12 protein-coding genes are annotated in these 12,440 nt (G+C 54.3%); 1 reads left to right on the forward strand and 11 read right to left on the reverse strand.

Annotation, left to right across the window (positions count from 1 at the left end; genetic code table 11):
* Window positions 1-42: 42 nt before the first annotated feature.
* From ACLHIL_RS03200 to dacB, 11 genes are all read right to left on the reverse strand, one after another.
* Entirely contained in the window at window positions 43-1,713 is a 1,671-nt protein-coding gene (locus ACLHIL_RS03200) for a PH domain-containing protein (RefSeq protein ID WP_411296505.1), read from the reverse strand.
* Between the two features lie 2 nt (window positions 1,714-1,715).
* On the reverse strand, window positions 1,716-2,213 hold the full coding sequence (locus tag ACLHIL_RS03205; protein WP_411296506.1) for a PH domain-containing protein: 498 nt from the start codon (window positions 2,211-2,213) through the stop codon (window positions 1,716-1,718).
* 449 nt (window positions 2,214-2,662) lie between these two features.
* Window positions 2,663-3,139 carry a DUF3180 domain-containing protein gene (locus ACLHIL_RS03210; RefSeq protein ID WP_411296507.1) on the reverse strand — a complete coding sequence of 159 codons (477 nt, stop codon included), beginning with the start codon at window positions 3,137-3,139 and terminating at the stop codon, window positions 2,663-2,665.
* Window positions 3,132-4,022 carry a dihydroneopterin aldolase gene (gene folB, locus ACLHIL_RS03215; RefSeq protein ID WP_411296508.1) on the reverse strand — a complete coding sequence of 297 codons (891 nt, stop codon included), beginning with the start codon at window positions 4,020-4,022 and terminating at the stop codon, window positions 3,132-3,134. The genes ACLHIL_RS03210 and folB overlap by 8 nt, the downstream gene beginning before the upstream one ends.
* On the reverse strand, window positions 4,019-4,789 hold the full coding sequence (folP, locus tag ACLHIL_RS03220; protein ID WP_411296509.1) for a dihydropteroate synthase: 771 nt from the start codon (window positions 4,787-4,789) through the stop codon (window positions 4,019-4,021). Before folP ends, folB begins: the two co-directional genes overlap by 4 nt.
* Window positions 4,786-5,364 carry a GTP cyclohydrolase I FolE gene (gene folE, locus ACLHIL_RS03225; RefSeq protein ID WP_411296510.1) on the reverse strand — a complete coding sequence of 193 codons (579 nt, stop codon included), beginning with the start codon at window positions 5,362-5,364 and terminating at the stop codon, window positions 4,786-4,788. The genes folP and folE overlap by 4 nt, the downstream gene beginning before the upstream one ends.
* Window positions 5,361-7,481, reverse strand: a complete 2,121-nt coding sequence (ftsH, locus tag ACLHIL_RS03230) for an ATP-dependent zinc metalloprotease FtsH (protein WP_411296511.1) — start codon at window positions 7,479-7,481, stop codon at window positions 5,361-5,363. Before ftsH ends, folE begins: the two co-directional genes overlap by 4 nt.
* 6 nt (window positions 7,482-7,487) lie before the next feature.
* Window positions 7,488-8,042, reverse strand: a complete 555-nt coding sequence (gene hpt, locus ACLHIL_RS03235; protein ID WP_411296512.1) for a hypoxanthine phosphoribosyltransferase — start codon at window positions 8,040-8,042, stop codon at window positions 7,488-7,490.
* Window positions 8,032-9,102: a tRNA lysidine(34) synthetase TilS gene (gene tilS / locus ACLHIL_RS03240; protein WP_411296513.1), complete on the reverse strand. Its 1,071-nt coding sequence runs from the start codon at window positions 9,100-9,102 to the stop codon at window positions 8,032-8,034. Before tilS ends, hpt begins: the two co-directional genes overlap by 11 nt.
* Window positions 9,102-9,968 (reverse strand): zinc-dependent metalloprotease, encoded by an 867-nt coding sequence (locus ACLHIL_RS03245; RefSeq protein WP_411296514.1) that lies wholly within the window; start codon window positions 9,966-9,968, stop codon window positions 9,102-9,104. Before ACLHIL_RS03245 ends, tilS begins: the two co-directional genes overlap by 1 nt.
* Before the next feature lie 14 nt (window positions 9,969-9,982).
* Window positions 9,983-11,338, reverse strand: a complete 1,356-nt coding sequence (gene dacB / locus ACLHIL_RS03250; RefSeq protein ID WP_411296515.1) for a D-alanyl-D-alanine carboxypeptidase/D-alanyl-D-alanine-endopeptidase — start codon at window positions 11,336-11,338, stop codon at window positions 9,983-9,985.
* A gap of 170 nt (window positions 11,339-11,508) precedes the next feature.
* Between dacB and ACLHIL_RS03255 the strand changes: the two genes are divergently transcribed.
* Window positions 11,509-12,024: an inorganic diphosphatase gene (locus tag ACLHIL_RS03255; protein ID WP_411296516.1), complete on the forward strand. Its 516-nt coding sequence runs from the start codon at window positions 11,509-11,511 to the stop codon at window positions 12,022-12,024.
* The last annotated feature ends 416 nt before the right edge of the window (window positions 12,025-12,440 follow it).

Here is a 12,440-nt window from a genome sequence, read left to right on the forward strand (position 1 = left end):
CCAGCTATGCCATTTTGTAGCTCATATCAATCACGCAGCACCTTATCGGGAAACCGCTTGATTTTGCCCCAGCCCTACACGGCTGATCCATTCCTTGATTGTTTCGCTGACTCCGCGTTCGCGAGCTGCCGCCGTCAAACGATTCTCTACCCAGATCATCTCTTGCACCTGCTGGACCGGGAAATTCTTGGCCCGACACTCAACCACTCCAGGGACGAGATCGCATGACAAAGACGCCAAACCTAGCTTCGCTTGAATTGGCCCTTGGGAAATCCGCAGAGATTGCGTGTGATCTTGCCAGAGAACCGAGATGGTTTTCGTGAATCGTCCCCGACGGAAGATAGCAACATTGGGTGTCAGGCAAATACCGTTATGCTGCCAGATCCACGGATCCACCCACCGAGCACTCGGCGGCGCACCCAAGAAATACTTTCCGGTGCGTTTACCGTTCAATGCTTCGTTCATTAACGCCTGATCGTTATCCATTCCAGTGCTAGGCAACAGCGTCCACAACACTCGCAAGGCCTCAGCGCGCGAACCAACAGCCAGGATCGTTGATGTATTGAGCTTAATATCTGCGTCATCTGTTCCGGCAACCGTGACCGTTATCGTCCACCAGTCAAACTTGCGCCACAGCCAACGCTGCCGAAGCTGAACCGCATGAATTCGCTGAGGCGGCAGAGAGACGGTGCGCAAGGTGAACATACCGGATCGAATCCGTATCCCGTTTTCTGATAGATATATCTTCTGCCCGTAATCATAGGAAATCATGCGCACTATCGCATAGAACACCGGAATAATCACGGTGAAGATAATAAAAATAACCGCCGGTTCTTTTGACAAAAACCAGGTTAATACAACGGAAAATATCGCCAGTGCGACAGCGACAATCCGGTGAACCTGGAGGATATGCGATACCACTAAACGCCAGGTAACTGCCTCGTAGATGAGAATATCGTTTTCAATATCGTCAGGATCGAAAATCGGGATCGCTCCTACAGGCCCGGTTGCGTAACCACCGCTACCACCTGCTGATCCCGTCATATCAACCGGAGCACCTGGCACAGGCTGTGGTGCCATATATGCAGGCTGCGCATGTGGGGCATACTCATGCGGCTGGGCCTCACTACTAGCCCTTATCCCTTCACCAGCCTGTTGGGCTACGTCATATTCATTGACGTTGTACGGGCGTCCAGCGCGAACATTAGTTAGACCGCGGAGGATTTCGCGGCGCAGCTGGGCGCAGTCAGACATCCGCAATAGCCCAATTTCAGTAGCGTCCTGCCGCCCACCAGATTCAATGCGCACGGATCCAAAACCAAAAATTCGACCAAAGATCTTTTGCTGGATCTCCACGCTTTGCACCCGATCCCAGCGCATGTGACCGTGATATTTAATGAAAATACCGCGTTTGACATGGATACCAGATGTGTGGATAGCGTATGCCATCTTTTTCCAGGAGATAATCCCGTAAAGGGAAACCAGCAGTGAGATCCCCAGCAAGATAGCCAGGAAAATAGCAATATGGACGAAGCTGATCTCATGAATGATCTCACTCAAGGAAAGACCATCATCGCGCAAGGCATCCACCATTATGTTGTATGCCACCACTACCAGCGCAACCCATAAGGTCCCGATCCGAGAAAATGGAGTCACCTTATGCAGTGAATGCCACTGCATATCGGGGTATATCGGAGAAGCGTTCTGCGTCATGCTCACAGACCTTCCATGTGCGCCTGACCCAGGTGGGTCAGCTTCACCCGTAGCCGTTCTGCCTCAGCTACCGTGACACCGTAAATTTTTGCTTCGGTAGTCGTCGCCGCCGTTAACAAATGCACGTTAGCCAATCCAAATATTTTCAATAACGGGCCAGTATGCACATCGACTTTTTGCATTCGCCCGTATGGCACCACCGATACCCGATGGAACATTACCCCAGAACGAATCAACAATTCTGCGTCTAATTCGGCATAGCCAAAAATATGCGCCCGTCGCACGTCGATATAGGTATCCCATACCCCAGCCACCACAAGGATGAGCACGCCCACCCATAACAGCCATCCCAGGGTCATATTCGGAGCCATTAACCCCGCGCTAATCGCAGCAATAATGCTTAGGACGCCATAGCTCAATAAACCACGAACTAAACACACGGTGGCATAACTGCGAGGAAGCGAGGTAAAAGAAACGTTTTGTGCTAACGGAGTTCTCATAGCTCAAGTCTAAAATAGTTACTGGTTAGGTCATAGGGCTTTTACCCCCCCCCTAGTTGGATTCGACACAGCTTGGCCCCTAGGGGTGTTGCACTACTTCTGGTTTTACGCACTGTTATGGGCAAATGGCGGAGTCTAAGGCTAATAGCAAATAGATAATATTGCTCCCTAAACCCTTCTCGCACGCTCTGTTACGCTTGCCAACACAGGATTTTCTCTGCGCAGCTACCTAGGGGCAGCTATCGTATCAGTAGCTATAATCCCGACGATATATCAGCCAGATAATATTGGCAGAGGTGAACCGCCACTTGTACGCAGGAATACACAGCAAATTCGCTCTATCCTGTGACGAGAACTCTCAGCGCCCAAAACGGGATAGGCCATGTGCCGCTGAAGCTATCACGCCATGCACCCCGGCGCAGAGGCCACCCCATCTATGAGGAAGGGGACTAGCTCACCTCCCCCGGCGAAGATAGCCCGGCAGAATCGTCAGATATACACCAACGCTCAGCCACTACCCCAGCTACCGCCATCACAAATGCCCCGATACCAGCAATCACAGCATGCCGCGCATTTACTCGAAGAAAGGACGTCGGCCCAGATAAGAAGTATCCGACGGCAACCCCCAGCGAACCGCCAGCGAGAATACTTCCCACTCGGGATACCGCCTGCGTCAAAATCCAAATACGGGCTGCATGGAGCGGATTAATGTTCCGTTTCCCGGCAACATAGCCACGAACCAACCACGCCTGCCACAAGGTCACAACAGCGATACACAACGGTATGCCAACTGCATAGACGGGAATGGCATACACCGTGTTCCCTCGGCTAACAAACAGATGGACGAGCACCGCCACGCTCACCGCACTCACTACTCCCACAGCAATGAGCATGAGGATAGAGGTAGGCGCGAGCTGCTTACGCATCTGAATCCATCCAGCGCGCAAGCGGCTGATCGCTCACTGCCTCCAACAAATCCGCCACCCGCACTCCATCCAGATGTGCGTCAGGGTCAACATCCAGCCACGGCTGCAGTACAAAACGCCGCTGGCTAGCTCGCGGATGGGGCAAAGTGAGCTCCGCTGTGGAAATCCGCAGCTCTCCCATCGAGATCATATCCAGATCAAGAGTTCTCGGCTGCCACTTTCCCGTGCGAACACGACCATGCTCCGCCTCTATCTCCAATAGCGCATGCAGCACTTCCGCTGGAGATAGTTCAGTACGCAACAGCACAATCGCATTGAGATAATCCGGCTGCGGATCCTGCCCTGGCGCCAATACCGGCGCACTGCGATAGATTGGCGAATAGGCTAAGACATCGCCAATCTCCCCTAGCTCGGTCACCGCAGTATCTAATTCCCAGGCGCTCTGCCCCAGATTAGAGCCTAAAGAAATCACTGCGATTCGCCCGCCACGTTCCCACATGGGATTCGTTCGAGAAATCGTCACAAAAACATCGGAGAATTCATGCGGGATAGGAGCCTGCGGCTTGTGAACACTCACGCGCACACTGCGAACCGGAAATTCAAATACGCGCGCCGCAATGCGCTCGGCAATCGTCTCAATAAGATCGCAATGTTCCCCGCTAATGACCTCCACACATGCCTGCGCAATATCCGCATACGATATGGTGTCAGCCAGGTCATCCGTATGACCCGCCCGTCGGGTATCTACGCGCATCTCTAAATCAACAACGAATTCTTGCTCGTGCTGATGTTCCTCCGGAAAAACCCCGTGGCGCCCCGTAGCCCGCAACCCCCGCAAGGTTATGACGTCTTGTGCCCCGAAATCGAAAGACGACAAATTCATTGGCTTTCCTTCCAGCTTTGCAGAGCTGTCACCGTCGCCGCCACGTTATGCACTCGCACTGCCCATACCCCACGCTGAGCACAGACAATCGACAACACCGCAGTTGCCACATCGCGTTCGTCACCGACGGTTACATCGGCAAGGAAACGTTTGCGCGACTGCCCAATAAGCACGCGATGCCCCTGACCGACGAAATCTGCCACTTTGCGCATAACCTCCCAGGTCTGTGCGCTGTCTTTGGCAAAACCCAAGCCTGGATCGAGGATAATTCGTTCGGGGGCAATTCCTGATTCCACCGCATAATCGCGCTGACGTGCCAGCTCGCTGCGAACCTCAGCAACAACGTCACCATAATGAGCATATTGCGCCATCGTGCGAGAGTCAGAGCGGGTGTGCTGCAAGATGTAATCACATTCGCTATCTGCCACCACATCAAACATGCGCTCATCTCCCAGCCCGCCGGTAACGTCATTAATGATCGCCGCTCCGGCCTGGATCGCCGCATACGCCGTCTGGGAATGATACGTATCTACAGAAACCTGGCAGTGCCCCGCCAATGCCTGCACAACTGGACCAATGCGCCGCCACTCTTCCACCGGATCAACCGGCTGCGCCCCAGGGCGGGTAGATTCACCGCCAATATCAATCACATGCGCACCTGCGGCCAGTAGCTCTTGGGCATGAGCGATAGCTGCGTCAACGCTGGCGAATTTCCCGCCGTCAGAAAATGAATCCGGCGTGACGTTCACAATGCCCATAATCTTCATCGCGGGCCTCCTGCTGGCATAATGAGCTGCATTGCTTGTGCTCGCGCAGCCGGATCATTCAAAACTCCACGTACTGCTGAGGTCAATGTGCTCGCTCCTGGTTTGCGCACACCACGCATTGACATGCATAAATGCTCCGCACATACCACCACTATCACGCCCGCCGCGTCGAGTTCCTCAGATAAGGCATCGGCAATCTGCCCCGTCAGCCGCTCTTGCACCTGTGGACGACGCGCATATCCCTCAACCAACCGCGCCAACTTCGACAGACCCACCACACGCCCATCCGCCCCAGGAATATAGCCCACATGGGCATATCCGTGGAATGGCAACAGATGGTGTTCACACATGGAATACAGCGCAATATCTCGCACGAGTACCAACTCTTGATGCCCGACGTCGAACGTGCGGCGCATGTGCTGGCGGGGATCATCCTGCAATCCCGCAAAGATCTCCGCATAGGAACGGGCGATCCGCTCCGGCGTTTCTCGCAAGCCCTCACGCTGCGGATCTTCACCAATAGCGCGCAACAAATCGCGAATAGCTTGGGCAACGCCCGCCGCATCGTAGGTCATTGTTGTTCCTGCGGGAAAGGCACCGGCGGATCAGTGGAAACTGGGCGGTTGGGCGAACTCAACCACAGTTCCCTTGAAGGAGCTTTCACAATATCGGAAAAGATCTCGCGCAACCGATCTTCCAACACGGTTTCGTGTTCCAGTAGTTCGGAGGTCAATCGGTCAAGTACATGGCGGTTATCCATCATGATTTGCCAGGCCTCTTGTGCGGCGACATCCATTAATTGACGGACTTCCTCATCGACGGTGCAGGCCAAAGAATCAGAGTGGTCCCGCGCACCGCCGCCGCCCATTCCACTCATCGGATCGGCCTCATCAGGAGTCAGTCGAACCGGACCAACTCGATCTGACATGCCGTACTCGGTAACCATCTTGCGGGCGATATTCGTTGCCTTTTGAATATCGTTAGCTGCGCCAGTCGATGGATCATGGAATACGATCTCCTCAGCGGTTCGCCCACCCATCGCGTAGACGAGCTGGTCAAGCAACTGATTGCGGGAGGTAGAGTAGCGATCTTCCGTCGGCATAACCATCGTGTATCCCAAAGCGCGACCGCGCGGCAAAATCGTCACCTTAGTTACCGGATCAGTGTGGTTGAGAGCTGCGGCAGCTACGGCATGCCCGGCCTCATGATAGGCCGTCATTTGCTTCTCTTTCGCGTTCATGACGCGGGTGCGCCGCTGTGGGCCAGCAATGAGTCGATCGATCGCCTCATCGACATCAGTTTCCCCAATCGCCGGATGCCCCCGACGAGCTGCCAATAAAGCAGCCTCATTGAGCAGATTCGCCAGATCCGCACCGGAGAATCCCGGGGTACGACGTGCGATACTCGACAGCGATACTTCCTCCGCCAACGGTTTGCCGTCAGCGTGAACCTGCAAAATGCGTTCCCGCCCCGTCAGATCTGGCGCATCCACACCAATCTGACGGTCAAAACGCCCAGGGCGCAACAGTGCCGAATCGAGAACATCTGGACGGTTCGTTGCCGCAATAACGATCACATTTGAGTGTTCATCAAAGCCGTCCATCTCGACGAGCAACTGGTTAAGCGTCTGTTCCCGCTCGTCATTTCCGCCGCCGATACCGATACCGCGATTGCGCCCAACCGCGTCAATCTCATCGACGAAGATAATCGCCGGAGCAACCTTCTTCGCTTTCGCAAACAAATCACGCACCCGCGAGGCACCCACACCGACGAACATCTCAACGAACTCTGAGGCCGAGATATGGAAGAACGGCACACCGGCTTCCCCAGCAACCGCGCGGGCAAGCAAGGTCTTGCCTGTTCCCGGCGGGCCATACAGCAAAACACCCTTGGGAATCTTGGCGCCCATCGCGTAAAACTTCTTCGGGTTCTCGATGAACTCTTTAATTTCTCGCAGCTCTTCAACGGCTTCATCAGCACCCGCAACATCGTCAAACGTGACGTGAGATACCGCCGATTCAAACCCATTGCGCTTAATTTTGCCGAATTGACTCATGGAGTCTTGAATTCGCGGAAGTAACCACAAGAAAGCTGCCACGATCAAAATAATCGGAAGCAGCAGCGACATGACGGACCACACGATGGATTCCTGCGGAACGATCGAGTTATAGCCGTCTTTCGTCTTTGCCTGCGATACTAACTTAGCGACGTAATCCGCCTGAGAATCGAGGTACTGGAACTGGACCTGATCGGTCGGATCTAGTTCGTCACCCTCTAGCGAGGTCGGCCGATAATCCTTTTCCAACCAGATTCGCACAATCTGCGAGCCATCGGTAACTTCAATATGCTCAATGGCTTGCTTTTGCAAAATAGTAAAACCCTCAGAGGTCTTTACGTCGGTAAAACCCTCCGGACGCAAAAACAGGAATACCCCTACTGCCACCGCAACAGCAAGCGCCAGAAGATACCCGATTTTCACGCGCAGCTTTTTCGGTGGCGTCGAATCGGAATCGCCCCCACCGAGTTTTCGCTCTGATTGTGCGTCACGGCGCGTGACACCCCACAGCTCCGAATCCTTTTGATCTGGACGCTGCTGCGTATCCGGCTTCATTCGATCACCTTGATTCTTGCGGTGATTCCGCCGCCCTTTCCGGTTAAATTCCTCCAGGATGCGCCGTTTCTGGTCACTCATTGAGAATTAGCCTCCATATACATGCGGGGCGAGGGTCGCTACGAAAGGCAAATGCCGATAATCTTCCGCATAATCCAGACCGTATCCCACAACAAATTCATTCGGAATATCAAAGCCGACGTAATCAACCTTGACATCGACCTTAGCCGCATCCGGCTTGCGCAACAGGGTTGCAATGCGCACCGACTTTGGCCCCCGACTCTCCAAGTTCTGCTTCAACCAATCCAAGGTCAAGCCGGAATCAATAATATCTTCGACGATCAAGACGTTAAGACCAGCGATCTCGGTATCCAGATCCTTCAAAATCCGCACCACACCTGAGGATTTAGTGGACGCACCGTAAGACGATACTGCCATCCAATCCATGTGCAGCGGAATCGAAATCTCCCGCGATAAATCAGCCATAACCATCGCCGCACCGCGCAGCACACCAACGAGCAACAGCGGCTCGCCCCGGTAGTCATCACTGATCTGTTGTCCCATCTCAACGAGACGGGCTTTGATTTGCTCTTCCTCAAGGACTACTCGGACGAGATCGTCAGCGCAATCTTCATATTTCATGGTTCCTCCGCGGATGGTGTCCAAAATATAGCTGGTTATTCTCCCGCCAGGCATAGCTACCTGGAAGATCGATGCGGAGCTTGTTGTCATGCCCCATGATGACTTTATCAAGTGCATCCACGTGCCAAAAAATAAGCTCTCTGGCTCGCACCCCGCCGCGCACGGCGGCCTGCCGTAATACCCGAGTGCGCAACGCCCTGTGGTACCCCGCCAAGCGGTGACAATCCACAACGATTCCTTCATCGCTTTCCGTGACGCATTGCTCCCCCGCATGCCAAGCGGCTTCCGTCAACGCGTCATCATCGTCGCGCATCATGCGAGCAGAGCGCGTCAGGGCAGAAATAACGCCTGGCCCAAGAACCTCATCTAATACCGGCATAAGTTGATGACGAATCGCATTACGCCGCAGCGGGGAGCCATCCGCACAGCGCCACGGCCCATCCAACTCATTCGAGGGATCATCTATCCAAGGCATATCCAGCTCGCGGCACACAGTTCGCAAACTCTCCCGCTCAATATCCAAGAACGGACGCACTGCCAACACATCGGGATGCCCGGGTAGCGGGCCAATTCGGCGCATTCCTGCCATTGATCGTGGCCCTGATCCCTGAGATAACCCCAGGAGCACACTCTCTGCCTGATCGTTTGCGGTGTGCCCTAAAAATACTGGTAACGGCTGGGAGTGTTCCAGCATGGCTGCTCCAGCACGCGCGATCTGCGCTAGCCGCCGGTAGCGGGCGTGCCGAGCGTTTCCCTCTGGCCCGTCTGCCCCGCTGATCTCCACTTGTGCTAGCACAGATGAGCCTAATTTCCGGTATAGAAACTGATCCACTGCACGCGCTTCGCGATCTGAACCTGGGCGAATCCCGTGGTCAATCACCACCCCAATGACCTCGCGTTGATCTGCCAGTGCCCACTGTGCCACTGCCGCTAAAGCCATAGAATCCGAGCCACCTGAGACGGCAACGATCACAGCCGGAGCGTGTGCCAGTGCCACATCGTCTAGTGTGGCCCGCATGGCGTGGCGGGCCGCAGTTACCGCAGGATGAGGGAAAGACATCAGCTCATACGCTCTATCCACAAAGCCGGATCTGCTAGCTCGGCAGCCGTCGGCATGTGATCGGCACTGTTCCACAACATATTGAAGGTATCCATGCCAGCTTTTTGGATAACCCCCGCCACAAAACGCTCCCCGGAAATGTACTGCTGCGTTTTATTTTCAAAACCTAAGAGGCGCATCACCCGAGAGAGCATCGGAGTGCGAGCAGAGCGGCGCGCCGACATCGCACGAATAATCCGATCGCGGCTGGGCAATTGCCGATGGGGCACTCGATTCATCACATATTCTGCATGCCCCTCTAAGACCGACATAGCCGTCATGGCCTGCTCAATTATCTGCTCATCATGCGCAGATTCAATGATCTGTTGAGTGTAGTGTGCAATCATTGGCGCCAGCCAGGGCGCAACCGCGAACTGGTAGGCGTGCGTCATTTCATGGACGGCTGCCCAGAGGCACACATCTGATTGATTGAGCTGAAACGCCCGCTGAAACCGCTCAATATTGGGAGCGACGAAGATTAATCGCCCAGCGTCGGTATAGGGATCGTACTGCCCAAGTAACCGCGGGGCCATGACCGCGAAAGCTATCGCTAGTTCGGTATTCGATATACGCGCTGTGGTCAACATATTGGCCACAGATTCGCTAGCTAGTTTGGCCCAGTTAGCGCGATCAACGATAAACACCGGAATGTTGTGTACCGACGGAACCTGCCCGAGCTGGGTTATCTCGCCCACAATATCCACAGCAGCTCCCGCCTGCCGGCGAATATCGTTAACTACTGCGCGAGCCTGAGAGCTTGGGATCCGCGCTCCTGCTGGAACCGCAGCCCGTACAACGCGGGCAATACGTGTCGGATTGAGGGCCATGAATCTAGCGTAGTTCACGAAGCCGGACAGGCGGCAATACCGTCCAAGAACTCATCTTGCAAAACTCGCGTATCTGGAGCGGTTCCTTCCTGCAGATTATCAATCAAAATAACGAATCCCAGGGGTGCGTCACTCGCGTTGCGCAAATATCCGGAGAGCGAAATCGCCTGAATCAGGGTGCCGGTTTTGGCCCGCAGTATTCCACGTAATGCCGAATTATCAAACCGATTCCAGAGCGTGCCGTCTAAAGCAGCTACCGGCAAACCTGCAGGAATAGCCGCTAGCGGGCAGGAATCACATTCCCAGGTCTGACGCAAAACATCGGCAATTGCCGTAGCTGTTACCCGATTCGATATAGATAGACCAGAGGCATCGGAGAGCTCCACATTCGCCATATTGATTCCAATGCCCGTGAGAATCGTGCGAACAGCGGCTGCGCCACCAGCAAAGGTCGCAGGTTCTCCTACGTGATGGGCGAGGAGATGACCCAATACCTCGGCAATCGAATTATCCGATTCGACTAACATCACATCAACTAAATCGCGAATCGGAGCGGATTGCACGTGCGCTAATTCCCGAGCCGACGGCGGGGTGATCGCACGTTGTGGCTCATCGAGAGGTATGCCCTGTGCGGCCAATAAGTCACGGAAGGTCTGTGCGGCTGTCACATCCGGATTCGGCATAAAACCCGTCTGCCCGCTTCCACGATCAATAGCGATCGGGCGCAGCTCCATAATGTATTCTCGGTCCGTTCCGATAACGTCGGGATGATACGTCGGTTCAGCAAATAGAGAAGAATCAACCGCTATATGGCTCACCGCTATCTTGCTGGATCGTAACTGCGTGGCTGTCTCACGTGCCAAGGTAGCTAATCCAGCTCGACCGCGGATTGCCGTTTCCGCATTTTCTCCCGCACCGAGCAGCACATCCCCGCCACCGCGCAGATACAGCGTATTGCCATCGACGAGGGTGGTTGTGGAAAGCCTCGTCTGTGGCCCAAGCGCCGTCAGTGCCGCTGCCGCTGTTAAAAGTTTCATATTGGAAGCTGGAATAGCTGCCCGCTGCGGATCGCGTTGCCCGATCACCTCACCCGTATCGGGATCAAAGATGATAACTGAGGTTGTTCCGGTATTGCGGGGATCCGTAGCGAGTTTCGTGATCTGCTGATTGACGCACGCACTGTTGGGCAGATGACCAGTAATAGGTGTTATCTCGGGAGCGGCGCCAATATATCTGGAGGTAGGCGGAGGCAGCGGAGCATCCTTTTCCGCAGCGGTGGTCAGAAAACCTGGCACAAGATCCCACGCATCGGCGAAGATATATCCTCCGGCGAGCAATACCAGGATGACAGTTACGATTTTCTTCCACACGTTCTCATCATATCCGGCTAATGCCTGATCCGATCAGTGCGTACCAGAAAAATTGCTCCGTCTTTCCGCTGCCAATCCGATAATTTCTGTTCTGCGGGGTGCTCAGCGCACATGCGGGGCTAAACGTCGATACAATGAGGGCAGATTGATCTGCGCGTGAGGAGATATAGATGGAATTCGACGTCACAATCGAGATTCCCAAGGGTAATCGCAATAAGTACGAAGTAGACCACAAAACGGGTCGTATCCGCTTGGATCGTATGCTTTTTACCTCGACGCGTTATCCCGATGATTATGGTTTCATTGACGGGACTCTCGGCGAGGACGGCGATCCGCTTGACGCTCTCGTCTTGCTTGACGAGCCGACTTTCCCTGGCTGCGTCATTCGTTGCCGTGCTTTGGGAATGTTCCGCATGAAGGATGAAGCTGGCGGTGACGATAAGGTCGTATGCGTTCCGGTGGGCGATCAGCGCGCCTCGTGGCGTACCGAGCTGGAAGATATTTCTGAGTTTCACCGTCTCGAAATCCAGCATTTCTTCGAGGTGTATAAGGATCTTGAACCCGGTAAGTCTGTTGAAGGCGCCTACTGGGCTGGCCGCGAGGAAGCCGAGAAAGAAATTAGTAAGTCTTTCCAGCGGGCACACGAATCGGGATACTACGAAGAAAATCCACACGGACTTGCGTAGCACTAATAACGGCTACACATGAACGTGAGATGAGGGGCGCGGATGATCTCGTGCCCCTCTTGTTTTGCCGAGTTACTCTTGTTTTGCCGAATCACTCTTGTTTTCTACCGCATTTTCCATTTTCCGTCGTTTCTGCCGCCTGCCCATTCTGTTTACTACATTCATTTACTACATTGATCGCGACGGATCCGCCGTGCTCTGCCCTATGTATATCGGCCGAAACTCCTTGGAAACGCCTCCGCACCACCTCTAGGTGGCAATGATTCTTAGGATCCCGCTCCTCAAGCGGCACCGATGCTTAGGCTCTTTCTGCGCCGATTTCTGGAATAACACCGATCACCCATCTTCTCCAAGTAACGCCGTTTCTCTTTTTCCCTCCCACCAGGCAGCTTCGGAAAACTGCACATTTGCCGGCC

Origin of the sequence: Trueperella sp. LYQ143 (assembly GCF_046599595.1) — a bacterium.
In the GTDB taxonomy this organism is placed as follows: Bacteria; Actinomycetota; Actinomycetes; order Actinomycetales; family Actinomycetaceae; genus Trueperella.

What these genes read in the sequence shown, in the direction of transcription:
- ACLHIL_RS03245 (WP_411296514.1), bottom strand. Translation starts at nt 9,968, where the DNA reads ATGGCCCTCAATCCGACACGTATTGCCCGCGTTGTACGGGCTGCGGTT.
- ACLHIL_RS03205 (WP_411296506.1), bottom strand. Translation starts at nt 2,213, where the DNA reads ATGAGAACTCCGTTAGCACAAAACGTTTCTTTTACCTCGCTTCCTCGC.
- folE (WP_411296510.1), bottom strand. Translation starts at nt 5,364, where the DNA reads ATGACCTACGATGCGGCGGGCGTTGCCCAAGCTATTCGCGATTTGTTG.
- folP (WP_411296509.1), bottom strand. Translation starts at nt 4,789, where the DNA reads ATGAAGATTATGGGCATTGTGAACGTCACGCCGGATTCATTTTCTGAC.
- ACLHIL_RS03255 (WP_411296516.1), top strand. Translation starts at nt 11,509, where the DNA reads ATGGAATTCGACGTCACAATCGAGATTCCCAAGGGTAATCGCAATAAG.
- ACLHIL_RS03210 (WP_411296507.1), bottom strand. Translation starts at nt 3,139, where the DNA reads ATGCGTAAGCAGCTCGCGCCTACCTCTATCCTCATGCTCATTGCTGTG.
- tilS (WP_411296513.1), bottom strand. Translation starts at nt 9,102, where the DNA reads ATGTCTTTCCCTCATCCTGCGGTAACTGCGGCCCGCCACGCCATGCGG.
- ACLHIL_RS03200 (WP_411296505.1), bottom strand. Translation starts at nt 1,713, where the DNA reads ATGACGCAGAACGCTTCTCCGATATACCCCGATATGCAGTGGCATTCA.
- hpt (WP_411296512.1), bottom strand. Translation starts at nt 8,042, where the DNA reads ATGAAATATGAAGATTGCGCTGACGATCTCGTCCGAGTAGTCCTTGAG.
- folB (WP_411296508.1), bottom strand. Translation starts at nt 4,022, where the DNA reads ATGAATTTGTCGTCTTTCGATTTCGGGGCACAAGACGTCATAACCTTG.
- ftsH (WP_411296511.1), bottom strand. Translation starts at nt 7,481, where the DNA reads ATGAGTGACCAGAAACGGCGCATCCTGGAGGAATTTAACCGGAAAGGG.